Below are 23,417 nucleotides of genomic sequence, written 5' to 3' on the forward strand. Positions count from 1 at the left end.
GGGGAGTTCACAGTGAAACCGGTCAAAGTAGGCATCTGTGGGTTAGGGACCGTCGGTGGCGGTACCTTCAACGTACTTCAGCGCAACGCCGAGGAAATTGCTCGTCGTGCCGGGCGTGGAATCGAAGTGGCACAAATTGCCATGCGCACGCCAAAGCCTCAGTTCCAGACGACCGGTATTGCGATTACCAACGATGTGTTCGAAGTGGCCACGAACCCTGAGATCGACATCGTTATAGAGCTGATGGGCGGCTACACCGTTGCCCGCGAGCTGGTACTCAAGGCCATCGAGAATGGCAAGCATGTGGTCACCGCGAACAAGGCACTGATTGCCGTTCACGGTAATGAAATTTTCGCCAAGGCTCGCGAGAAGGGCGTCATCGTGGCGTTCGAAGCGGCCGTGGCCGGCGGCATTCCAGTGATCAAGGCGATCCGTGAAGGTTTGTCCGCCAACCGCATCAACTGGGTAGCCGGGATCATCAACGGCACCGGCAACTTCATCCTCACCGAAATGCGTGAGAAGGGTCGCACCTTCGAAGACGTACTCGCCGAGGCGCAAGCCCTGGGTTACGCCGAAGCCGATCCGACTTTCGACGTCGAAGGCATCGACGCAGCCCACAAGCTGACGATCCTGGCGTCCATCGCGTTCGGCATTCCGCTGCAATTCGATAAGGCTTACACCGAAGGCATCACCAAGCTGACCACCGCTGACGTGAACTACGCCGAAGCGCTGGGCTATCGCATCAAGCACCTGGGCGTGGCGCGCAGCACCGCGGCCGGCATCGAGCTGCGTGTGCACCCGACGCTGATCCCGGCCGATCGCTTGATCGCCAACGTCAACGGCGTGATGAACGCGGTGATGGTCAACGGCGATGCTGCCGGTTCGACCCTGTTCTACGGCGCCGGCGCCGGCATGGAGCCGACGGCTTCGTCGGTGATCGCCGACTTGGTGGACGTGGTTCGCGCCATGACCTCCGACCCGGAAAACCGCGTACCGCACCTGGCCTTCCAGCCGGATTCGCTATCGGCTCATCCGATCCTGCCGATCGAAGCCTGCGAAAGCGCCTACTACCTGCGCATTCAGGCCAAGGACCATCCGGGTGTGTTGGCTCAGGTGGCGAGCATCCTGTCGGAGCGCGGCATCAACATCGAATCGATCATGCAGAAAGAAGTCGAAGAGCATGACGGTCTGGTGCCAATGATCCTGCTGACGCACCGTGTGCTGGAACAGCACATGAACGACGCGATCACCGCCCTGGAAGCCTTGGAAGGCGTGGTCGGCCCGGTCGTACGGATCCGCGTCGAGCACCTGAACTAAGCCGTTATCGTTCACCGGGCTCGCACGCGGGCCCGGCATTGCGAACACTGTCTATTGGAGCCAGTCATGCGTTATATCAGTACCCGCGGCCAGGCACCGGCCCTGAATTTCGAAGACGTCCTGCTGGCCGGTCTCGCCACCGACGGCGGTCTGTACGTCCCGGAAAACCTGCCACGTTTCACCCAGGAAGAAATCGCTTCCTGGGCCGGCCTGCCGTATCACGAGCTGGCCTTCCGGGTGATGCGCCCATTCGTTGGCGGCAGTATTCCGGATGCCGATTTCAAAAAAATTCTTGAAGAAACCTATTCTTCATCAGAGCAGGGCGTGTTTTCCCACAACGCCGTGGCACCACTGCGTCAGCTGAATGGCAACGAATGGGTACTGGAGCTGTTTCACGGCCCGACCCTGGCGTTCAAGGACTTCGCCCTGCAACTGCTGGGGCGTCTGCTCGACTACGTGCTGGAAAAGCGCGGCGAGCGCGTGGTGATTGTTGGCGCTACCTCCGGCGACACCGGTTCGGCGGCGATCGAAGGTTGCAAGCACTGCGAAAACGTCGACATCTTCATCCTGCACCCGCACAACCGTGTGTCCGAAGTGCAGCGTCGCCAGATGACCACCATCTTCGGTGAGAACATCCATAACATCGCCATCGAAGGCAACTTCGATGACTGCCAGGAAATGGTCAAGGCCAGCTTCGCCGACCAGAGCTTCCTCAAGGGCACGCGCCTGGTGGCGGTGAACTCGATCAACTGGGCGCGGATCATGGCCCAGATCGTTTACTACTTCCACGCAGCCCTGCAATTGGGCGGCCCGGCGCGTTCGGTGTCGTTCTCGGTGCCGACCGGCAACTTCGGCGATATCTTCGCCGGTTACCTGGCGCGCAACATGGGCCTGCCGATCAACCAGTTGATCGTCGCCACCAACCGCAACGACATCCTGCACCGCTTCATGAGCGGCAATCAGTACGTCAAGGAAACCCTGCACGCCACGCTGTCGCCGTCCATGGACATCATGGTCTCGTCGAACTTCGAACGCCTGCTGTTCGACCTGCACGGTCGCAACGGCGCGGCGATTGCCGGCTTGATGGACACCTTCAAGCAGGGCGGCGGTTTCAGTGTCGAAGAAGAACGCTGGACCGAGGCACGCAAACTGTTCGATTCGCTAGCCGTGGACGACGCCCAAACGTGCGAAACCATTGCCGAAGTCTTCGAGCAAACCGGCGAGCTGCTGGATCCGCACACTGCCATCGGCGTGAAGGCCGCGCGCGAATGCCGTCGCAGCCTGGATATCCCGATGGTGATCCTCGGCACGGCCCATCCGGTCAAATTCCCGGACGCAGTGGAAAAAGCTGGCGTAGGAAAAGCGCTCGAACTACCTGCACATCTTTCTGATTTGTTTGAGCGAGATGAGCGTTGCACCGTATTGCCGAACGACCTGAAAGCCGTGCAGGCCTTTGTCAGTCAGCATGGCAACCGCGGCAAGCCGCTGTAACCGGTAAAAGCTGTCACATTTTGAAGCCCGTCTCCTGACGGGCTTTCTCATTTCTGCATGCCACACTTGTCGGGTTTCGTAAAAGAAGAGCCGCCCATGAAGGACGGGCGAGACGATCACCAAGGAAGTGGCAATGCTGTTTTTTAGAGGGTTTAGACCAGCCGTGTGCTGGATGTTTTTGCTGGGCGCCCTGGGCTTGGGGCAATGGGTAACGGCCGCACAATTGGCGACGCATGAATCCAGGGAATCAGCCGCCATCGCGCGCATTGAGCTGGACGCTCAGGAGCAGCAATGGATTGCTGAGCATCCGATGGTTATCGTCGCGTCAACACAGTATCCGTTGTACCTGTTCAAGGATGAGCGCGGTCACTGGAGCGGTTTGAACAACGATCTGCTCGACCGAATCAGCGCCATGACCGGGCTGCGGTTCATCCATGAAGAGTCGTTTTCTTCCGATCAAATGCTCAAGCGCCTGGAGAGCGGGGCGGCGGACATGAGCACGACACTGGCGGTAAATGACGAGCGCAAAGTGTTTCTGGATTTCAGCCATGCGTTCGGCGGAGCGGGTTGGGTACTCGTGGGACTGGCCGGCACACCAGCGTTACAGTCTTTGGAGCAACTGTCGAAAAGAGTTCTGGTGTTGCCCGCCCGGCACGCCTTGGAGAGCACGATTCGTCGTGACTACCCGGCGATCGAGCTGCGGTCGGTCAAAACCTACGCTGAAGCCCGGGCGCTGGTGGAAAGTGGCGAGGCCTACGCCACCATTGAGAACGAAATCGGAGCGCAGCTTTATCCCTTGGGCCGGCTCAAGGTAGGGCATGCGATGGAGGGCAAATGGGAGGCTGACCATTTGGCGGTCCGCAAAGGACAGCCGCAGTTGTTGAGCATCCTCAACAAGGCGCTGGAGGCATTTCCACCCGCCGAGCTACGCGCCATGCGGTTGAAATGGCTGAACGGAATTGCGCCTGTACATGCGCCCTCGGCTTGGCAACGGATAACTCAGTGGGGTTGCTGGGGAGTGTTCATCGCTAGCCTGTTCGGCCTGCTTTCGTTGCTTTGGAACCGTCGGCTCGCTGCGCTGATCGAGCAACGGCGAGGCGCCGAAAAAGACCTTAATGACCAGCTCGCATTCCAGCACGCATTGATAGACGCCATGCCCGATCCGATGTTCGTGCGTGATCTGGAAGGGCGTCTGATCATGTGCAACAAAAGTTATGAGGAGCGCTTGTCGACCCGTTTCGACCAGGTTCAGGGGCGACAACTGATCGAACTCGATGTCTTGCCCAAAGAGACCGCCGAACAGCTGCACGCCGAGTTCATGATTCAGCTCGGTACTCGCAAGACCCGCTTCAGCGAGCGTCAGTTGATGTTCAAGGATGGCGTCAGGGACATCTACCAGTGGACGGTGCCGTTCTACAGTGCGGACGGTCAATTGCGAGGACTGCTGGGCGGATGGAGCGATATCGACAAGCGTACAAGGCAGGTGTGAAGGGTAATGCCAGTCAGTGAAACAAGGACGCCACAGGTCTTGGCCTTCACTTAACTGACTGGCATTAAGCGTGAATCAGCTGTTTTTTTACTGTCATCTTTACCGTGCATGCTCTAACTACCAGAGGCGCCGGTGCGCCTGCCGTTGGAATCCAGAACTTTCTTCTCGGGCCTGTGGTCATTTACTGTGGACACGCCCCAGGCACTTTGTTTTCGGACTATTGAGTGGTGATCGAGATGGAAAGTATCAGTCTATTGCTCGGTGAGGCTCTGAGCCCGTATCAGGTCAAGTTGACCCCATCAGGTGCCCATGGCGAATGCCTGGTGACACTGAAGAGTACGAGCGGCACTATCGTGGTCGAACGGACGTTCAATCAGGTCCAGTTAACCGATAAACGTCTGCTGACGGATGTCGTCGACGGGCTGCACCGCGACGTGCTGATCGCTGAAGGACGCCTGGAGCCCTGTGTCATCGCGGCGTTGCGCAATGCTGCTCAGGACAAGATCCTGGCCAGCCGAAATTGAATTGTTTTTTGTGGGAACCTTCCTGCGCCAAGGTCAGTCAGACCATGTAACAGCAGGATCAAGCATTGTGCTCCGGTGCTTGTAGCTTGTTGCTACTGGTCTTTATGTAGGCCACGTTTAACCCCGAGTCGTCTCCCCACTTCTCGGGGTTTCTTTTTGCCCGCGATTTGTCACTGCGCGGCCTGACGCTCGAAAAAGGCCCTGGTTTCTTCCAGGTAGTCCTTGCGTCTTTGCGGATCGAGCCAGTCGGCGTACAGCGGGTCCAGGCGCTCGCGGGGCAGGGCGCGCAATAGCTTATTGATTTCACTGATTGCCTGTCGCCCCTGGGGCGTATTCGAGCAACCGATGTACCCGGACAAGTATTTGCCCGTGCCTTTGATCGGATAAAACTCTAATTGCTCATCGGTAATATTTTCCTGACGAGCCTGATAGCGGATTTCCGGCCAGTAACCCAAGACCACCTGCAAACGACCCAGGCGCTGCATCTGCAACAGACTGCCGAGGGCGTTGTTGCCGTAGTGAGGCGCCAGCACGCCGGGCGGCGCCTGTTGCAGCAGCGTGTCGAGGAACTGACCGTAACGGCGCTCGGCCACTACACCGACTTTCTCTCGACGGCTGGCCAACAGTGCTGCCAAATCGACTTCATCGCCAATGAGAAAGGGCTCCAGCACCGACCGATCCTCACGTCGAATCACCAGCCCATTGCTAACCGCCCGGAAAGCCGGAATGGAAAAGGCGATCCATTGTTCGCGCTCCTCGCTCCAGATCAGCGAAGGGTCGCAGGTAAAGGATTTTTCATGGAGCATTTGCACGCCACGGGCGCGATTGACCCGCATCAGGGTGTGTTCGTATTGCGGCATGCCGGCGATCAACAACGGCATCAGTTGATCGATAACCCCCTGACCTTTTTTCGGACCTTCGAAGATCGTCACGGGCGGCAGATCGCGCAGCAGCCAGAACAAATGCTCTTTAGGTTGCGCCAGGGCCGGTGGTATCAGCCCTGACATCAGCCCGAAAATCACCAGTGCACGCCATCGGCACACGTGATTAAGGGCTGATGAAAGTAGGCGCTTCAGCTTAGATGGCCCCGTCTTCACGCAACCGTGTGATCTGTGCCGAGTCGTAGCCAAGGTCGTGGAGTACTTGCGCATTGTGTTCACCCAGCTGCGGCCCGACCCATTCGGAGCTGCCGGGTGTTTCAGAGAGTTTTGGCACAATGCCGGGCATCTTGAAGTCCTTGCCGTCGGGAAGCTTGGCTTGCAAGAACATTTCCCGGGCCAGGTACTGCGGATCGCTGAACATGTCTTCAGCACTGAAGATCCGGCTGGCGGGAACGTCGGCCTGATTCAATTGCTGGATCACCGCGTCCAGCGGCAGAGAGTTGACCCAGCGATCGATCACCCCGTAAATCTCGTCGCGACGGCTATCGCGTCCGTCGTTGCTGGCCAGCACAGGATCGTTGGCCAGGTCTTCGCGACCGATGATCAGCATGAAACGCTTGAAGATCGCATCGCCGTTGGCGCCGATCTGCACATGTTTGCCGTCGGCGCTGGTGTGAATGGAGGAGGGCGTGATGCCCGGCATGATGTTGCCGGTACGTTCGCGGATGAAGCCGAACACGTCGAACTCCGGGACCATGCTTTCCATCATGGCGAAGATTGCTTCGTACAGCGCCACGTCCACCACTTGGCCCAAGCCGCCGTTGACCTCGCGATGACGCAAAGCCATCAGTGCGCCGATCACGCCCCAGAGCGCGGCAATCGAATCACCGATGGAAATCCCGGTGCGCACCGGCGGCCGGTCCTCGAAGCCGGTGATGTAACGCAGGCCGCCCATCGATTCACCGACCGCACCGAAGCCCGGCTGATCTTTCATCGGCCCGGTCTGGCCAAAGCCTGAGAGCCGCACCATCACCAGTTTCGGGTTCAGTGCGTGCAAGACTTCCCAGCCCAGGCCGAGCTTTTCCAGCACGCCGGGGCGAAAATTCTCGATCAGGATGTCGGCTTCGCTGAGCAGCTGTTTCAGAATCGCCAGGCCGTCCGGGTGTTTCAGGTTCAGGGTCAAAGACTTCTTGTTCCGCGCCTGAACGAACCACCACAGCGAAGTGCCTTCATATAACTTGCGCCATTTGCGCAACGGGTCACCGCCATCCGGGGACTCGATCTTGATCACTTCGGCGCCGAACTCGCCGCAAATACGCGAGGCAAACGGCCCGGCAATCAACGTACCCAATTCGATGACTTTCAGACCGGAGAGCGGTTTGTTGGAAAACGGCATGCTGAATCCTGTAGGACAAAGGCTGAGCGGATGCAGAGTTTTAACATAGGCCGACGTCCATAGCCCAAAGTTGATCGCCTTCAATTCGTTGATTGCCTGTTGCATCGGTTAGACTTGCCGCCTTTCCTCGTATCAAGAAGCCCGTTCATGGCCCAGCCGTCCACGACCTACAAGTTTGAACTGAACCTCACCGACCTCGACCGCAGCGTCTACGAGAGCGTGAAGCAGACCATCGCCCGTCACCCTTCGGAAACCGAAGAGCGCATGACCGTGCGGCTGCTGGCCTACGCCTTCTGGTACAACGAGCAGCTGTCCTTCGGTCGCGGTCTGTCAGACGTGGATGAGCCAGCGCTGTGGGAAAAGAGCCTGGATGATCGTGTCCTGCACTGGATCGAAGTCGGCCAGCCAGACGCCGATCGCCTGACCTGGTGCTCGCGCCGCACCGAGCGCACCAGCCTGCTGGCTTACGGCAGCCTGCGTGTCTGGGAAACCAAAGTGATCCCGGCGATCAAAAACCTGAAAAACGTTCACATCGCCGCTGTGCCTCAGGAAGTGCTGGAAACCCTGGCCAAGGACATGCCGCGCGTTATCAAGTGGGATGTGATGATCAGCGAAGGAACGATTTTCGTCACCGACGACCGTGGTCAGCACGAAGTCCAGTTGCAATGGCTGAGCGGCGAACGCGGCTGATTATTCGCCGTTGAACCGCGTTACCCGGTTTTATCCTACGTATTCAAGAGAAGCACCTGTCACCCCATGCGCATCGAACCTCGCCTGTTGCCCGACACCCTGCCATTCCTCGGTGATATTCCACCGCTGCTGACCCGCCTTTACGCGGCGCGTGGCGTGCAGTCCGAGGCTGAACTGGACAAGAGCCTGGCGCGGCTGATTCCGTATCAGCAGCTCAAAGGCATCGATGCGGCGGTGGATTTGCTGGTGACGGCCCTCGAGCAACGTCAGCGGATTCTGATCGTCGGCGACTTCGACGCCGATGGTGCGACGGCCAGTACCGTGGGCATGCTGGGGTTGCGCCTGTTGGGCGCGGCGCATGTCGATTATCTGGTGCCGAACCGGTTCGAGTACGGCTATGGCCTGACGCCGGAGATCGTCGAAGTGGCGCTGACCCGCGAGCCACAACTGCTGATCACCGTGGACAACGGCATCTCCAGCGTCGAAGGCGTGGCAGCGGCGAAAAAGGCCGGGCTCAAGGTGCTGGTCACCGATCACCACTTGCCCGGCGATGAACTGCCGTTGGCCGATGCCATCGTCAATCCGAACCAGCCGGGTTGCGAGTTTCCGAGCAAAGCCCTGGCCGGTGTCGGGGTGATCTTCTATGTGCTGATGGCCCTGCGCGCGCGCTTGCGCAGCCTGGGCTGGTACGAGAGCAAGCCGCAGCCGAACATTGGCGAACTGCTGGACCTGGTGGCGCTGGGCAGCGTCGCCGACGTAGTGCCGCTGGATGCCAACAACCGGATTCTGGTGCATCAGGGCCTGGAGCGGATTCGCGCCGGGCGCGCGCGGCCGGGGATCAAGGCGATCCTTGAAGTGGCCAAACGTGATCATTCGCGCATTACCTCTACCGATCTGGGTTTCATTGTTGGCCCGCGCCTGAACGCGGCGGGGCGTCTGGATGACATGAGCCTGGGCATCGAATGCCTGCTCACCGAAGACGCGGGCGCTGCCCGTGAAATGGCCGCTCAGCTGGATGGCATGAACCAGGACCGCAAATCCATCGAGCAAGGCATGCAGCGTGAGGCGCTGGCCCAGCTCAAGGATTTGCCAGTGGAATCGATGCCGTTCGGCCTGTGCCTGTTCGATCCCGAGTGGCACCAGGGCGTCATCGGAATCCTCGCGTCGCGTATGAAAGAGCGCTATTTCCGTCCGACTATTGCCTTTGCCGATGCAGGTGACGGGATGCTCAAGGGCTCGGGGCGTTCGGTTCAGGGTTTTCATATTCGCGACGCCTTGAGCGTGGTCGCGGCGCAGCATCCGAACCTGATCAGCAAATACGGCGGCCACGCCATGGCGGCCGGCCTGACGTTGCCAGAGGCGAATTTTCCGTTGTTTGCCGAGGCCTTTGACGCCGAAGTGCGTAGGCAAATGCGCGAAGAAGATTTGACCGGGCGCCTGCTGTCGGACGGCACTTTGGCTGTCGAAGAGTTTCACCTGGAACTGGCCCGCGCCCTGCGCCACGCCGGGCCATGGGGGCAACACTTTCCGGAGCCGCTGTTTCACGGGGTGTTCCAGTTGGTCGAGCAGCGTGTTGTGGGTGAACGGCACCTGAAAGTGGTGCTGAGAAGTGAATGCGGTTCGGTGAAGCTGGACGGCATTGCCTTCGGTATCGACCGTGATATCTGGCCGAATCCGACCATCAAGTGGGTCGAATTGGCCTACAAACTCGACCTCAACGAGTTCCGTGGGAACGAGACCGTTCAGTTGATGATTGCCCACATCGAACCGCGTTAAGCCCTTCGCGGGCAAGCCCGCTCCCACAGGATTTGCGCAAACCCTGTGGGAGCGGGCTTGCCCGCGAAAGCGATTTCCCTCACACCGAATCTCTCTGAACCCTCCCTGATCCCCCGATGTCGACTAGGCTCTAAGCACTGCTTGATTATCCTTGTGACGTTTTGTCGAATTTTTTGCCCGCGGGGGCGGGTGCTGCACCTTTTTCCTGTCACTCGTCGACTATTCAAACAGAACCCTGGAGCCTGCCCACTGATTCGAGAGGTGCCCCATGAGTCTGCTGCTTGAACCCTATACCCTTCGTCAATTGACCTTGCTTAACCGCATTGCGGTGTCACCGATGTGCCAGTATTCCAGCGTGGATGGGCTGGCCAATGACTGGCATCTTGTCCACCTCGGTAGCCGTGCCATCGGCGGGGCGGGGCTGGTATTTACCGAAGCCACGGCGGTCACCGCCGACGGGCGCATCACCGCCCAGGACCTCGGTCTGTGGAACGATGAGCAGATCGAACCCTTGCAACGTATTACCCGCTTTATCGCCGCCCAGGGCGCTGTTGCCGGCATTCAGTTGGCCCACGCCGGGCGCAAGGCCAGCACGCATCGGCCGTGGCTCGGCAAGCATGGCAGCGTCAAGCCGGAAGACGGCGGCTGGATCCCGGTCGGCCCTTCGCCGATCGCTTACGACCCTCAGCACACACCACCGAAACAGCTCGATGAGGGCGAGATCGCCGACGTTATTCAGGCCTTCGTCGATTCGGCCAAACGGGCACTGACCGCCGGTTTCAAAGTGGTCGAAGTACACGCCGCCCACGGTTACCTGTTGCACCAATTTCTCTCACCCCTGAGCAATCAGCGACGCGATCAGTTCGGCGGCTCGTTCGAGAATCGAATTCGGCTGGTGTTGCAAGTTACCGAAGCGGTGCGTGCGGTGTGGCCAGAAGAATTACCGGTGTTTGTGCGGGTGTCCGCCACCGATTGGGTGGAGGATGGCTGGAACCCTGATGAAACCGTAGAGTTGGCGCGACGCCTCAAAGATCTGGGCGTGGACCTGATCGATGTCTCATCGGGCGGTACGGCGGTAAACGCCGAGATTCCTACAGGCCCCGGTTACCAGACCCGTTTCGCCGAGCGCGTACGCAAGGAGTCAGGCATTGCCACCGGCACCGTAGGAATGATCACCGAACCGGCTCAGGCCGAGCACATTCTGCGTACCTGTCAGGCCGACATCATCTTCCTCGCGCGCGAGTTGTTGCGTGATCCGTATTGGCCGCTGCATGCCGATGACGATCTGGGCGGGAACAAGGCTATCTGGCCGGCGCAATATCATCGGGCAACCCATCGTGACCAGCCGATTCATGAATCGGATTTGCGTGACTGAATGCCGCTGTAAAACCAAAAAGCCCCGGTCGTGTTGACCGGGGCTTTTGCATTTTTGTGTCGAGAGGTTTATCGGCTGTCCTGCCGCCTTCGCGGGCAAGCCCGCCCCCACAAGGATCGGCGGCGTACACAAATTTTGTGAACAGCCCCATCACTGTGGGAGCGGGCTTGCCCGCGAAGGGGCCGGTTCAGGCACCCACTTACCGTCAGGTGTACTTACGCTTATCAGGCGCCGGCGGGAAATACTGGTACAACCAGGTTTCACTCAACGTCCGGTCATTAGTGCGAATGAACAACCGCAGCTCCACCGGCGCCACGCTGTCATTGGTCGGGTACCAGTCAAAAGTAATGCGGTAGCCCTTGATGTCATCCAGCACCAGCACGTTGAAGTCCTTCACTTCGCCGTTCGAGCAGGTCACCACCGGCTCGATCGCCGCGCCTTCGGGCAAGCGGTCCAGACCGCCGCCGGTGAAGTCCACGGCAAAGCGTCGCGCCCAGACCTGCGGGTAATGCTCGCCCGGCGCCCAGCCCTCAATGAAACCGCCCATGCCCGAACGGGTCGCGTGGACCCGCGCCAGCGGCGTGCTCACCGGTGGTAGGGAGCTCCAATAGAGCTTGTAGCCGTAATTGAGGGAGTCCCCGGCCGCGACCGGTTTTTTCGGCGTCCAGAACGCGACGATGTTATCCAGGGTTTCACCGGTTGTAGGAATTTCCAGCAAATCGATAGAGCCTTCGCCCCACGCGGTTGTAGGTTCTACCCACAGACTCGGGCGCTTGCTGTACCAGTCGACGGTGTCCTGATAATTGGCGAACTCGTGATCGGTCTGCACCAAGCCAAAGCCTTTCGGATCGGTGTCGGCGAAGGCATTGAATTGCAGGGTGCCCGGGTTATTCAGCGGGCGGCAGATCCACTCGCCATTGCCGCGCCACATGGCCAGGCGATCGGAGTCGTGGATTTGCGGGTGAATCGTGTCGCACATGCGCCGCTCATGGGTGCCGCAGCTGAACATGCTGGTCATCGGCGCGATGCCCAGTTGCTCGATGGCGGTGCGGGCATTGACGTGGGCGTCGACCTCCATCACCACACGCTCGGCCTGGCAATCGATGTCAAAACGGTAGGCGCCAGTGGCGCTCGGCGAATCGAGCAAGGCATAAACCACGAAGCGGGTGCTGTCCTTGTCCGGTGTTTCGAACCAGAACTTGGTGAAGTCCGGGAATTCTTCGCGCTTCTTGGCGTACGTATCGATCGCCAGGCCGCGAGCCGACAAACCGTACTGGCCGGTGGCATCTACCGCGCGGAAATAGCTGGCGCCGAGGAACGACAGCACGTCGTGCTGATCCAGCTCCGGGGCCTTGAACAGCTTGAATCCGGAAAAGCCCAGATCGGCCTTGAGCTGTTTAGTGTCGACGGTGGTTTTTTCATAGTTGAACAGCGACGGGCGGAAATGCACCTCGCGCGCCAGTCGAGTCTTGGGATCGACGCTGTACATGCGCACTGGCTGCTTGAAACCCATGCCGACGTGGAAAAACTGCACGTCCAGTTGACCTTTCAAGTCCTTCCACAGCGAGTGATTGCCATCGTAGCGGATCGCGTTGAAGTTCTGCGGCGTCATGGTCGCCAGGGTCGGCGGCAGCACCTGTTTGGTGTCCTGATAAGGCTTGCCGGCGAGCTGTTTGGCCTGGCTCTTCAGCGCTTCGAAGTCGAACGCCACAGCGTCGCCATCAGCGGTGCTGCTGCCAGCCCAGGCGTGTGTCGCCAATAAGCCGGTGGCCGAGAGACCGGTGTAAGCCGCGATGGCCATTGAGGCTTTGAGCAAATTCCTGCGGTGCATAAGTACAACCTGTCGTGAACAATCCCGCGCCGTTCCTGGCACGTGCTGGATCAGAAATATCGGTTCGGACATGCCTTGGCCAAACGCAACGGACCTTAAAGAGATGCCAAATACTTTAAACCGTTCGGTTGCAGAGCAAAAATGATTGATGGCACCGCGACAGCGCGGCAATGAAACAAGACATTTCAGGTAACGTTTCTCACAGCACTTTCTGATTTATAGGGCATATCTGCTTTTTTCGACTAATTACTCTAAAAACGCTTTTCAGCGCCGATTTAATTTCTATTCTATGAGGCATGACCGGTTTCGGCCCTTCAGGCCGGTGGGTTCGGCAGGCACAAGGTGACCGCTGAAAGTGATAGGGCGATGCGGTTTTGAAGTTTTCTCTGACGTATAGAAGGACATCGTCCATGTCGAAAGTACAAGGCATCACTGAAATATTAGGAATCTTCCCTTGCCTGGCCATCGGTCGGCGAAGGCGTCGGCTCAGTTCGGAGGAGTTGAAGTTGGTGGAGCGGTATCGCGAGCTGTCGGAGAGTGACCGGATTGCGATGCGGTATCTGGTGGATGCGATGAGGAGTGTTTCGCGGTTTTAACGGTAGGGGATTGAGTAGTGTTGGAAAACCAAGGGGACGGACGGTAAAAGTCCGTCCCCTTGTGCATCAGCTCAACGGCTACCAATCGTGAATGGTCGCTGTGCTTGCATCAGATCAGGCATGTCGCGCCATTTGATCCAGGCCTGTTGCTGCCAATGCAGCAGCGGTACAGAGATCCCGGCCCACTGCAACGAACTCAGGCTCGGGATGTTTTCCATCGATGTCGCGTTCGAATCACGCAACATGGGCATGACCTCGTTGCTCAGCCACTGGCGCAGGTTTCGGTTTTCCGGTACGAAATGATGAACGAGCAGGGCATACATCCCTGATTCGCTGACCATCAGTGATTCGACCGTTTTGCCGTTTTTCAGCAGCCAGACATATTGGCGTTGGTCAGGATCGAGCTTCAGGGTGAGTCGTTGGTCCAGCGGTCGGCCCATTAAGCGACCAAGGTCTTGGACGCAGAACCAGGCTTGGTTAGCTTGCATGATGGCGTGGAGGAATCGGTTGTGGCGGGTGAAGACGGTAGGGATGAAATGAGGATGGGTCATGACCTGCCTTCCAGAAGACGGCATAGGGCTGTTCTGGACGAATTTCGAGCCTGCTTAGACATTAAGGTGACTTCCGTTTTGATTGGGAAAGTCGCCACCAATCCTTCGACAGATTGGGTGGCGAACCGAGTGGCGTTCGAAGTCGGGACACTTCCAATCAAAACGGAAGCCGGAAGGCCCGCGCCACACGGCCCGCCATAAAGCAGAACTGAAGGCATGAAACAGCCATAGTTCTATGGGGGGCGTGTAAGCACCGTTTTGATTTGTTCCGGCTTCGACCCCGGGTCGCTGATTTGGCAGCGACGAGGTGAAGCCTATCGTTCAGGTGCTCGCGGCGCCAAGTCTACTCTGGCGACACTTGTTGTAGGAATCGTTGCCTTTACTTGAAGGCCCCGTCTGTAGGAATTTCCTGTTTTTGCACGAGGTGCAGGGAGACAGCGCCAAATGAATGGTTTTTCCTATATTTATTCTGCTTTCAGGAATTAAGTGCAGGATTTCTACATGTTGATCGAATTTTCGGTTTCCAATTATCGCTCCTTCCGTGAGGCGCAAACCCTATCCATGGTTGCGACCCCACGCCTGAGTAAAAAGCGCAATGTATTCAAACCTTCCGTGAGTGGCGAAAAACTACCGGACTTGTTGAAGGTAGCGGCGATTTACGGGCCAAACGCGTCCGGTAAGTCTTCCCTTATCCAGGCGATGGGGATCATGGGACGCCTGCTCGCAACGACCCCCTCCTCAAATGATGAACCGCTGCCGGTTTCACCGTTTCGTTTTGATCCGCAGCTCAAGAACGAGCCCAGTTTTTTTGAGTACAACTTCATTCAAAAAGGGCTCCGATATCGGTTTGTCCTGCGCATTACTTCACAACGGATAATCACGGAGCAGCTGGTTTCCTATCCCAAAGGGAAAGAAACACTGCTGTATGAACGTCGTTTTGGTGATGAGGGAGAGCAGTATGTTTTTGGTTCAAGTCTTGAGGGGGGGAAAGATGTCCACAATGCCTGGCGGCGCCTGACGAGCCCGAAGCTATTATTTATTTCGCAGGCCGTTGCGAACAGCAGCGAAGAACTGACTCAGTTGCGAGCGCCGTTTACCTGGTTTCAAACCGGTCTTCTTGTCATTGAGCAGAACAATATGATGGGGCTGTCTGCCGCCTCCATCAGGTTTTTGCAGGTTGCCTCGGACTACACAGTCGATTTAAAGGAGTTCTTAAGGGCCGTGGATATTCCGGTGTCTGCTATTCAACTCAATACTGAGGATGCAGATGCTGTTGCGACCAAGAAAAAGCTCACGCTTAAAGAATTCTTCGCTGCGGCCCAAAAAGACAAAGTAACCCTGACACATACAAGTCTCTTGGGAACAGCAGAATTCGATTTTTCAGAAGAGTCCGGAGGTACAAAAAACCTGATTGGCTTTTGGCTGCCCTGGTTCATGATCAATCGCGCAGATGGAAGCGGGATACTGTCTGTCGATGAGTTGGACAGCAGCCTCCATCCTGAAATAGTTGCTGATCTGATCGGGAAACATCTCGATAGCGGATTGGATACTCAGCTGATATTTACGACACACGATACTCATCTAATGAATGCAAAAATTCTGCGGCGTGATCAATTCTGGATCACTGAGCGCGGTGCCAATGGTGCAACCAGTGTTTTTTCCGTTCACGATTTTGAAGGGCGAGAGGGTGAGGATGTCGAGAAACGCTACTTTGAAGGCCGTTACCGCGGTTTGCCGCTGATCAGGCGGGGGTGATCAATGCAGCACTCGACAAAATCATTTGATCGGAAGAAATCAAGATTCAAGCCTCAGCCCCAAGTGCTGGTTCTCTGTGAAGATAGCAAGTCAGGAAAACGGTATCTGGAGGAGGCCGCCTTTCATTTTCGCGCCAAAGCTCAGGTAGAAATTGCCCACTGCGGTGTCACGCACCCGAGCGGAATAGTAGAAAGAGCCATTGCCCGTCAGAAACGTTTCGACAGAGTGTTTTGTGCATTGGATCGCGATACGCATCAATGTTTTGAGAGAGCGATAGATCTGGCGAGGCCTCATCCGAAAATCAAAGTCATAGCATCGTTTCCCTGTTTTGAGTTTTGGCTTCTTTTGCACTTCGGCTTCAATCGAAAGCCATTTAGATCTGTTGGGAAAAACTCTCCCGGCGACTTGGTAGCCAAGAGCCTCAGAGAAAAGCCGAACATGGATAAGTACCAGAAGGGCAAAGACATCAGCTATTTTGCTCAGCTATTGGGTGAGCCTTTTCAGAAAGCCAGAGCGTTGGCACCCAAGATTCTCGAAGACGTCGCCATCAGCGGCGAACCCAATCCCAGTACCGAAATCCATCTGCTGATGGATGAATTCGAAACCCTCTCCAAGCCTCAGCCGATCTAACGCCATCAACCCTGCCCACAGAGATGTGAGCAGGGTTGATGGTGTTAGATCGGTTCAATTTATTCTGGTTTTTGGCGTGGAATCTGGCGGTGCGCGTTATCGATGCCTTCCTTGATTGTGCGGCGACGCCATCGCGGGCAAGCCACGCTCCCACAGGTTCAGTGCAGTTCCTGTAGGAGCGAAGCTTTTAATGCTTGAACATCACATGCCGCACAACGGTGTAGTCCTCCAGCCCATACATCGACATGTCTTTCCCATAACCGGATAGTTTCTGACCGCCGTGAGGCATTTCGCTGACCAGCATGAAGTGGGTATTCACCCACGTGCAGCCGTACTGCAGGCGTGCAGACAGACGATGCGCGCGGCCGACGTCCGTGGTCCAGACGGATGACGCCAGGCCGTAGTCTGAATCGTTGGCCCAGGCCAGTGCTTGCGCTTCATCGGTGAACTTGGTGACCGACACTACCGGCCCGAACACTTCGCGGCGCACGATCTCGTCGTCCTGTTGCACGTCCGCCAGCACCGTCGGTTCAAAGAAGAAGCCGTTGCCTTCCACCGCTTTACCGCCAGTGATCAAACGAATGTGCGGTTGTGCCATGGCGCGCTCGACCAATCCGGTCACGCGGTCGCGATGTTGCGCGCTGATCAGAGGACCCAGTTCCGTCGAGGGATCGTCCTGCAAGCCGTACTTGATACTGCTGACGGCCGCACCGAGCTTCTCGACGAACTGGTCGTAAATGCCTGCTTGCGCATAAATACGGCAGGCGGCGGTGCAATCCTGGCCGGCGTTGTAGAAACCGAAGGTGCGAATGCCTTCCACGGCGGCGTCGATGTCGGCATCGTCGAAGATGATCACCGGCGCCTTGCCGCCGAGTTCCATGTGCATGCGTTTGACGTTGCCAGCGGTGCTGGAAATGATGTTCGAACCGGTGGCGATGGAACCGGTCAGCGACACCATGCGTACCTTCGGGTGAGTGACCAGTGGGCTGCCGACCGTAGGACCACGACCGAACACCAGGTTAAGCACGCCAGCCGGGAAGATTTCCGACGCCAGTTCTGCCAGGCGCAGGGCGGTCAGTGGGGTTTGTTCCGACGGCTTGAGCACCACGGTATTACCGGCGGCCAGGGCCGGGGCGATTTTCCAGGCGACCATCATCAGCGGGTAGTTCCACGGCGCGATCGAGGCAATCACGCCCACCGGGTCGCGGCGGATCATTGAGGTGTGGCCGGGCAGGTATTCCCCTCCCAGTGCGCCGCTCATGCAACGGCTGGCGCCGGCGAAGAAACGGAACACGTCGGCAATCGCTGGGATCTCATCGTTCAGCGCGGCGCTGTAGGGTTTGCCGCAGTTGTCCGACTCCAGTTTGGCCAGCTCTTCGCCATGGGCTTCGATGATGTCGGCAAGTTTGAGCAGCAGCAGTGAGCGCTCTTTCGGCGTGGTTTGCGACCAGGTTTCGAAGGCGGTATCGGCGGCTCGCACGGCGGCATCGACCTGGGCTTCGCTGGCTTCGTTTATTTCTACCAGCACACGGCCGAGGGCTGGGTTGAACACGGCTTGGGCGGGGCCGTCGCCATTGACGAGTTGGCCGTTGATCAAGAGTTTGGTTTGCATGGCTATGTCCTCATCGAAGCTGCTTTTGTTTTCCTGCTGAAACCGGCCCCCTGTGGGAGCGGGCTTGCCCGCGATGACTGGCTGACATTCAACAGAAATGTCGACTGTAAAATCGCTATCGCGGGCACGCCCGCTCCCACAGGATCCGGTTCCCGCATTGAGAATCAGTTGTCCGTTATTTCCCGCCACTGCCCGCAACGCTTTCGCCACCCCGGGTCAGGTAATAGGCGCCGAGGATCGGCAGCATGGTCACCATCATCACCAGCATCGCGACGACGTTGGTTACCGGCACGTCCCGTGGGCGGCTGAGCTGGTTGAGCAGCCACAACGGCAAGGTGCGTTCATGACCGGCGGTGAAGGTGGTGACGATGATTTCGTCGAACGACAGGGCGAACGCCAGCATGCCGCCAGCGAGCAACGCCGAGCCGAGGTTTGGCAGGACGATGTAGCGGAAGGTCTGCCAACCGTCGGCGCCGAGGTCCATCGAGGCTTCGATCAAACTGTATGACGTGCGGCGCAAGCGGGCGATGACGTTGTTGTAGACGATCACCACGCAGAAGGTCGCATGGCCGACGATGATGGTGAACATCCCCGGTTCGATCCCCAGCGTTTTGAAAGTCGCCAACAGCGCGATCCCGGTGATGATCCCGGGCAGGGCAATCGGCAGGATCAGCATCAGCGAGATGCCTTGCTTGCCGAAGAAGTCCCGCCGGTACAACGCCGCCGACGCAAGGGTGCCGAGGACCATCGCAATCAGCGTCGCGACGGCCGCGATTTGCAACGACAACTTGATCGCTTCCAGCACGTCCGGCCGGGAGAACGCCACGCCGATCCACTTCAGGGTGAAGCCCTTGGGCGGAAAGCTGAACGCCGCGTCTTCGGTGTTGAAGGCGTAGAGGAAGATGATCAGGATCGGGAAGTGCAAGAACATCAACCCGCCCCAGGCGGCGATGCGCAGGCCCAGGGATGCCCGATCTTGAGATGAAGCATCAGAGCGCATCGAAAGCCCCCAGACGTTTGACGATGGACAGGTAAATGGCGATCAGTACGATCGGCACCAAGGTGAAGGCGGCCGCCATCGGCATATTGCCGATCGCTCCTTGCTGGGCGTAGACCATGCTGCCGATGAAGTAGCCCGGCGGGCCCACCAGTTGCGGCACGATGAAGTCGCCCAAGGTCAACGAAAACGTGAAGATCGAACCGGCCGCGATGCCCGGAATCGACAGCGGCAGAATCACTTGCATGAAGGTCTGGCGCGGCTTGGCCCCGAGGTCCGCCGAGGCTTGCAGCAAGGACGGCGGCAGGCGTTCCAGTGAAGCCTGAATCGGCAGGATCATGAACGGCAGCCAGATGTAGACGAACACCATGAACCGCCCCAGATGCGAGGTCGACAAGGTGCTGCCGCCAACGCCCGGAATTCCGAGCACTAACTGCAACACTGGCTCCAGCCCCAGGTGCTGAACGAACCACTGGGCCACGCCGCCCTTGGCCAGCAGCAAGGTCCAGGCGTAGGCCTTGACGATGTAACTGGCCCACATTGGCATCATCACCGCGATGTAGAAAAACGCCTTGGTCTTGCCGCTGGTGTAGCGCGCCATGTAGTAGGCGATCGGGAACGCCACGATTGCACTGGCGATCGACACGACGATGGCCATGCTCAGCGTGCGCAGGATGATGTCGAAGTTCGACGGCTGGAACAGTGCGGTGAAATTCGCCAGGGTCAGGTCGGGCGTGACCGCCATGGTGAAGTCATCGAAGGTGTAGAAGCCTTGCCACAACAACGTCAACAGCGAGCCGAGGTAGATCGCACCGAACCACAGTAACGGCGGCACCAGCAGCAGCGACAGATACAGGTTCGGCCGGCGGTATAACAAGTTCGAAAACCGGCGCAACGGCGAGCCGCTGGCGGGGTGTTGAGGAGCGGCCACGCCGTTCATCTCACACCCCGCCCACAACATTGTCGTGCAGCGGGATCATCGCCTCGCGCGCCCAACGAGCGCTGATGCGCTGCCCGGTCTGATGTTGCGCGCTGACGTCTAGCCACTGGACGTTGGCCTGGCTGATGTTCAGCGTCTGGCCGTTTTCCAGTTTCAGTTCATAACGGGTGGCGCTGCCTTGGTACTGGATGTCGTGCAGCAGGCCGCTGACTTCGATTTCATGGCTGGCCAGCGGGCCTTCGGCGAAACGCACGTGTTCCGGGCGGATCGAAAACGGCTGTGGATTGCCGCTCAACTGCTGCGCCAGATCGCCGCGAATCACGTTGGACGTGCCGACGAATTCGGCGACGAACGTGGTCGCCGGTTTCATGTACAGGTTGCGCGGTGTGTCGACCTGTTCGATGCGGCCCTTATTGAATACCGCCACGCGGTCGGACATCGACAGTGCTTCGGTCTGGTCGTGGGTGACGAAGATAAAGGTAATGCCGAGCTGGCGTTGCAGCTTCTTCAGCTCGCCTTGCATTTGCTCGCGCAGTTTCAGATCGAGGGCGCCCAAGGGCTCGTCGAGCAGCAACACGCGAGGGCGATTGACCAATGCGCGGGCCAGGGCTACACGCTGACGCTGGCCACCGGAGAGTTGCACCGGTTTGCGCTCGCCGTAACCGCCGAGAGCGACCATGTCGAGGGCTTCTTCGGCGCGTTTTTGGCGTTCGGACTTGCCGACGCCTTTGACTTTCAAACCGTAGGCGACGTTGTCGAGTACGTTCATGTGCGGGAACAGCGCGTAATCCTGGAACACGGTGTTCACGTCGCGCTGATACGGCGGCAGCCCGGCGGCTTCGGCGCCATGAATACGGATGGAGCCAGTGCTCGGTTGCTCGAAACCGGCGATCAGGCGCAGGCAAGTGGTTTTGCCCGAGCCGGAAGGGCCCAGCAGGGAAAAGAACTCGCCGTCCTGGATATCGATGGAAACCCGGTCAACGGCCTTCACTTCGCCGAACTGACGGGAAACGTTGCTGAACTGGACTGCAAGCGTCATGGTGCGGAGCTCCGAAAAGGCGAGGGTCGTCACAGCGGCCCTTGCCTGGACTTCTAAAAACGAGGTATCGGTTGTCTGTAAAGTCGAACTCGGTAGTGGCAACAGCGGTGATCCAATGTGGGAGCTGGCTTGCCTGCGATAGCGGAGTGTCAGACAACATCTCTGCTACCTGACACACCGCTATCGCGGGCAAGCCCGGCTCCCACAGGGATCTGCGTCATTCACTCCGCAGACTAGCGACCGCCCATAATCGCAATGTAATCCTGGGTCCAGCGGCTGTAAGGCACGAACTTGCCGCCTTCAGCCTGCGGGGTTTTCCAGAAGGCGATCTTGTCGAACTGGTCGAAACCGTTGGTCTTGCAACCCTCGGCGCCCAGCAGTTCGCTTGCCTTACACGCCGCTGGAACCGCCGGCAACGAACCAAACCACGCCGCCACATCACCCTGGACTTTCGGTTGCAGCGACCAGTCCATCCACTTGTAAGCGCAGTTCGGGTGCTTGGCCTCGGCGTGCAACATGGTGGTGTCGGCCCACCCGGTGGCACCTTCTTTCGGGATGGTCGAGGCGATGGGCTGTTTCTCGTTCATCAAGCCGTTGACCTGATAGGGCCAGGAGCTGGAAGCCACCACGCCTTCGTTCTTGAAATCACTCATCTGCACGGTGGTGTCGTGCCAGTAGCGGTGGATCAACTTTTGCTGGGCGCGCAGCAAGTCGAGAACGGCCTTGTATTGTTTTTCGTCGAGCAGGTACGGATCCGTGATGCCCAGTTCCGGCTTGGCGGTTTTCAGGTACAGCGCCGCGTCGGCGATGTAGATCGGGCCGTCATACGCTTGCACGCGGCCCTTGTTGGATTTGCCGTCGGACAGCTTCTGCTCTTCGAACAGCACGCCCCAACTGGTCGGCGGTTGCGTGAACACCTTGGTGTTGTACATCAGCACATTCGGGCCCCATTGATAGGGGGTGCCGTAAGTCTGCTTGTTGACCACGTACCACGGTGCATCCTTCAGGCGCGGGTCGAGATTCTTCCAGTTGGGGATCAGTGCGGTGTTGATCGGCTGCACACGTTTGCCGGCGATCAGGCGCAGAGAGGCATCGCCGGACGCCGTCACCAGGTCGTAACCGCCCTTGGTCATCAGGGTGACCATTTCATCGGACGTGCCGGCCGTCTTGACGTTGACCTTACAGCCGGTTTCCTTCTCGAAAGCGCTGACCCAGTCGTAGGCCTTGTCGGTTTCACCCCGTTCGATATAGCCAGGCCAGGCGACGATATCCAGCTGACCTTCGCCGGCGCCGACGGCTTTCAGCGGTTCGGCGGCCTGCAGGCTGGTGCTGGCCAGTAGCGCCGTGGTGATTGCACTGAGCAGTGCGGTCTTGTGCACAAGCATGGTGAACCCTCTTCTTTAAATTATGGTCGGGGCAGTGAACGGGGTGATGCGCCGTGAGTGGCTTGTTATTAGCTTAGTGCGCTTTGTGAGAGGCAGATTGAGGCCGGGCTTTCTTATGGATTTATCCAGCCTAGTGCGCGGTTTCACGGTCGACAAATCTCAAAGGCTGCATTCGATGAAATAGATTGTGTGGATGCGTTTCCGCCGGTTTGCCTGACAGTTGAGCAACATCTGGAAGCACTCTCATCGAGAGACGGCGGGCACTTTCGATCTAGGCTGGTGGCCTTAAAGATCCGGTTAACCCGAATTCGTGGAGGCAGCAAAATGAACACTCGTGGATTGCTCGATCAACTACTCAAATCCGGTCAGGATCTGTTGCAGAACAAGGCTGGTGGCACCCAGAACAAGGCGTCCAGCGGTGGTTTGGGCGGTTTGCTCGGCGGCAGCGGTAGTTCCGGCGGCCTCGGCAGTTTGCTCTCAGGTGCCGGCGGCGGTGCGTTGGCGGCGGGCGCCATGGGCCTGTTGCTGGGCAGCAAAAAGGCTCGCAGTGTTGGCGGCAAGGCCCTGACCTACGGCGGCCTCGCCGCATTGGGCGTGATTGCCTACAAGGCATACGGCAACTGGCAGGCCCAGCAGGGCACCGCAGCCACAACCGAGCCGCAAACGATCGACCGCTTGCCGGCGGCCCAGGTCGAGCAACACAGCCAGGCGATCCTCAAGGCGTTGGTGGCCGCGGCCAAGGCTGACGGTCATGTCGATGAGCGTGAACGTCAATTGATCGAAGGCGAGTTCAGCAAGCTCGACAATGATCAGGAGCTGCAACACTGGCTGCACGCCGAACTCAACAAACCGCTGGACCCGACCGACGTCGCCCGCGCCGCCAGCACCCCGGAAATGGCCGCTGAAATGTACATCGCCAGTGTGATGCTGGTGGATGAGGAGAACTTCATGGAGAAGTCCTACCTCGATGAGCTGGCGCGGCAGTTGAAGCTGGAACCGGGGTTGAAGGCAGAGTTGGAGAAGCAGGTGCGGCAGGCTTCGGTGTAAGTCTTAAGACCGACTTCGCGGGCAAGTCGGATCGCCGCACGCTCGCTCCTACAGTGAATTGTCGAACACGACTAATGTCGTCGACGCTGACCTGT

General features: G+C 58.4%; 20 protein-coding genes. 11 read left to right on the forward strand and 9 right to left on the reverse strand.

Annotated features, from left to right (window positions below; genetic code table 11):
- Window positions 1–12 precede the first annotated feature (12 nt).
- The 4 genes from AB3226_RS19840 to AB3226_RS19855 all read left to right on the forward strand — a co-directional run bounded on the left by AB3226_RS19840 (window position 13) and on the right by AB3226_RS19855 (window position 4,821).
- On the forward strand, window positions 13–1,317 hold the full coding sequence (locus AB3226_RS19840) for a homoserine dehydrogenase (RefSeq protein WP_052964768.1): 1,305 nt from the start codon (window positions 13–15) through the stop codon (window positions 1,315–1,317).
- Between the two features lie 66 nt (window positions 1,318–1,383).
- Entirely contained in the window at window positions 1,384–2,808 is a 1,425-nt protein-coding gene (thrC, locus tag AB3226_RS19845) for a threonine synthase (RefSeq protein WP_367374289.1), read from the forward strand.
- A gap of 133 nt (window positions 2,809–2,941) precedes the next feature.
- Window positions 2,942–4,297, forward strand: a complete 1,356-nt coding sequence (locus AB3226_RS19850; protein WP_367374290.1) for a transporter substrate-binding domain-containing protein — start codon at window positions 2,942–2,944, stop codon at window positions 4,295–4,297.
- A gap of 236 nt (window positions 4,298–4,533) precedes the next feature.
- On the forward strand, window positions 4,534–4,821 hold the full coding sequence (locus AB3226_RS19855) for a DUF3509 domain-containing protein (protein WP_367374291.1): 288 nt from the start codon (window positions 4,534–4,536) through the stop codon (window positions 4,819–4,821).
- Window positions 4,822–4,991: 170 nt separating this feature from the next.
- Here the strand turns inward: AB3226_RS19855 and AB3226_RS19860 are convergent, their stop codons facing one another.
- Together AB3226_RS19860 and AB3226_RS19865 are read right to left on the reverse strand one after the other, a co-directional pair.
- Entirely contained in the window at window positions 4,992–5,918 is a 927-nt protein-coding gene (locus AB3226_RS19860) for a TIGR02285 family protein (protein WP_367374292.1), read from the reverse strand.
- A complete protein-coding gene (locus AB3226_RS19865) occupies window positions 5,899–7,098 on the reverse strand; it encodes a CaiB/BaiF CoA transferase family protein (protein ID WP_367374293.1) in 1,200 nt (399 codons plus the stop codon). Before AB3226_RS19865 ends, AB3226_RS19860 begins: the two co-directional genes overlap by 20 nt.
- A gap of 147 nt (window positions 7,099–7,245) precedes the next feature.
- Here AB3226_RS19865 and AB3226_RS19870 point away from each other — a divergent pair, with 147 nt between their 5' ends.
- From AB3226_RS19870 to AB3226_RS19880, 3 genes are all read left to right on the forward strand, one after another.
- Window positions 7,246–7,788 (forward strand): YaeQ family protein, encoded by a 543-nt coding sequence (locus tag AB3226_RS19870; RefSeq protein WP_007897614.1) that lies wholly within the window; start codon window positions 7,246–7,248, stop codon window positions 7,786–7,788.
- 66 nt (window positions 7,789–7,854) lie between these two features.
- The gene (gene recJ / locus AB3226_RS19875; protein ID WP_367374294.1) at window positions 7,855–9,564 is read left to right on the forward strand and encodes a single-stranded-DNA-specific exonuclease RecJ; all 1,710 of its coding nucleotides are present in this window, start codon (window positions 7,855–7,857) and stop codon (window positions 9,562–9,564) included.
- Between the two features lie 268 nt (window positions 9,565–9,832).
- Window positions 9,833–10,939, forward strand: coding sequence for an NADH:flavin oxidoreductase/NADH oxidase (locus tag AB3226_RS19880; RefSeq protein ID WP_367374295.1), 1,107 nt, complete (start codon window positions 9,833–9,835; stop codon window positions 10,937–10,939).
- 205 nt (window positions 10,940–11,144) lie between these two features.
- Here AB3226_RS19880 and AB3226_RS19885 read toward each other — a convergent pair whose 3' ends face one another.
- Window positions 11,145–12,770, reverse strand: a complete 1,626-nt coding sequence (locus AB3226_RS19885; protein WP_367374296.1) for a glucan biosynthesis protein D — start codon at window positions 12,768–12,770, stop codon at window positions 11,145–11,147.
- Between the two features lie 410 nt (window positions 12,771–13,180).
- Here AB3226_RS19885 and AB3226_RS19890 point away from each other — a divergent pair, with 410 nt between their 5' ends.
- Window positions 13,181–13,366, forward strand: coding sequence for a hypothetical protein (locus tag AB3226_RS19890; RefSeq protein ID WP_123360676.1), 186 nt, complete (start codon window positions 13,181–13,183; stop codon window positions 13,364–13,366).
- Window positions 13,367–13,437: 71 nt separating this feature from the next.
- On the opposite strand, the gene AB3226_RS19895 is transcribed toward AB3226_RS19890, so the two are convergent.
- Window positions 13,438–13,917: a Bro-N domain-containing protein gene (locus AB3226_RS19895; protein WP_367374297.1), complete on the reverse strand. Its 480-nt coding sequence runs from the start codon at window positions 13,915–13,917 to the stop codon at window positions 13,438–13,440.
- A gap of 501 nt (window positions 13,918–14,418) precedes the next feature.
- Between AB3226_RS19895 and AB3226_RS19900 the strand changes: the two genes are divergently transcribed.
- Complete coding sequence (locus AB3226_RS19900; protein ID WP_367374298.1) at window positions 14,419–15,672, forward strand: ATP/GTP-binding protein; 1,254 nt, start codon at window positions 14,419–14,421, stop codon at window positions 15,670–15,672.
- Window positions 15,673–15,675: 3 nt separating this feature from the next.
- Window positions 15,676–16,302 carry an RloB family protein gene (locus tag AB3226_RS19905; protein WP_367374299.1) on the forward strand — a complete coding sequence of 209 codons (627 nt, stop codon included), beginning with the start codon at window positions 15,676–15,678 and terminating at the stop codon, window positions 16,300–16,302.
- Between the two features lie 187 nt (window positions 16,303–16,489).
- Here the strand turns inward: AB3226_RS19905 and AB3226_RS19910 are convergent, their stop codons facing one another.
- From AB3226_RS19910 to ydcS, 5 genes are all read right to left on the reverse strand, one after another.
- A complete protein-coding gene (locus tag AB3226_RS19910; RefSeq protein WP_367374300.1) occupies window positions 16,490–17,914 on the reverse strand; it encodes a gamma-aminobutyraldehyde dehydrogenase in 1,425 nt (474 codons plus the stop codon).
- 175 nt (window positions 17,915–18,089) lie between these two features.
- Window positions 18,090–18,914 carry an ABC transporter permease gene (locus AB3226_RS19915; RefSeq protein WP_048393715.1) on the reverse strand — a complete coding sequence of 275 codons (825 nt, stop codon included), beginning with the start codon at window positions 18,912–18,914 and terminating at the stop codon, window positions 18,090–18,092.
- A complete protein-coding gene (locus tag AB3226_RS19920) occupies window positions 18,904–19,851 on the reverse strand; it encodes an ABC transporter permease (RefSeq protein WP_367374301.1) in 948 nt (315 codons plus the stop codon). The genes AB3226_RS19915 and AB3226_RS19920 overlap by 11 nt, the downstream gene beginning before the upstream one ends.
- A 1-nt stretch (window position 19,852) precedes the next feature.
- Window positions 19,853–20,890 carry an ABC transporter ATP-binding protein gene (locus AB3226_RS19925; protein ID WP_367374302.1) on the reverse strand — a complete coding sequence of 346 codons (1,038 nt, stop codon included), beginning with the start codon at window positions 20,888–20,890 and terminating at the stop codon, window positions 19,853–19,855.
- Window positions 20,891–21,123: 233 nt separating this feature from the next.
- Window positions 21,124–22,275: a putative ABC transporter substrate-binding protein YdcS gene (gene ydcS / locus AB3226_RS19930; protein WP_367374303.1), complete on the reverse strand. Its 1,152-nt coding sequence runs from the start codon at window positions 22,273–22,275 to the stop codon at window positions 21,124–21,126.
- Window positions 22,276–22,599: 324 nt separating this feature from the next.
- Here ydcS and AB3226_RS19935 point away from each other — a divergent pair, with 324 nt between their 5' ends.
- On the forward strand, window positions 22,600–23,322 hold the full coding sequence (locus AB3226_RS19935; RefSeq protein WP_367374304.1) for a tellurite resistance TerB family protein: 723 nt from the start codon (window positions 22,600–22,602) through the stop codon (window positions 23,320–23,322).
- Window positions 23,323–23,417: the final 95 nt, after the last annotated feature.

This window comes from Pseudomonas lini, from assembly GCF_964063345.1.
Lineage (GTDB): Bacteria > Pseudomonadota > Gammaproteobacteria > Pseudomonadales > Pseudomonadaceae > Aquipseudomonas > Aquipseudomonas lini_B.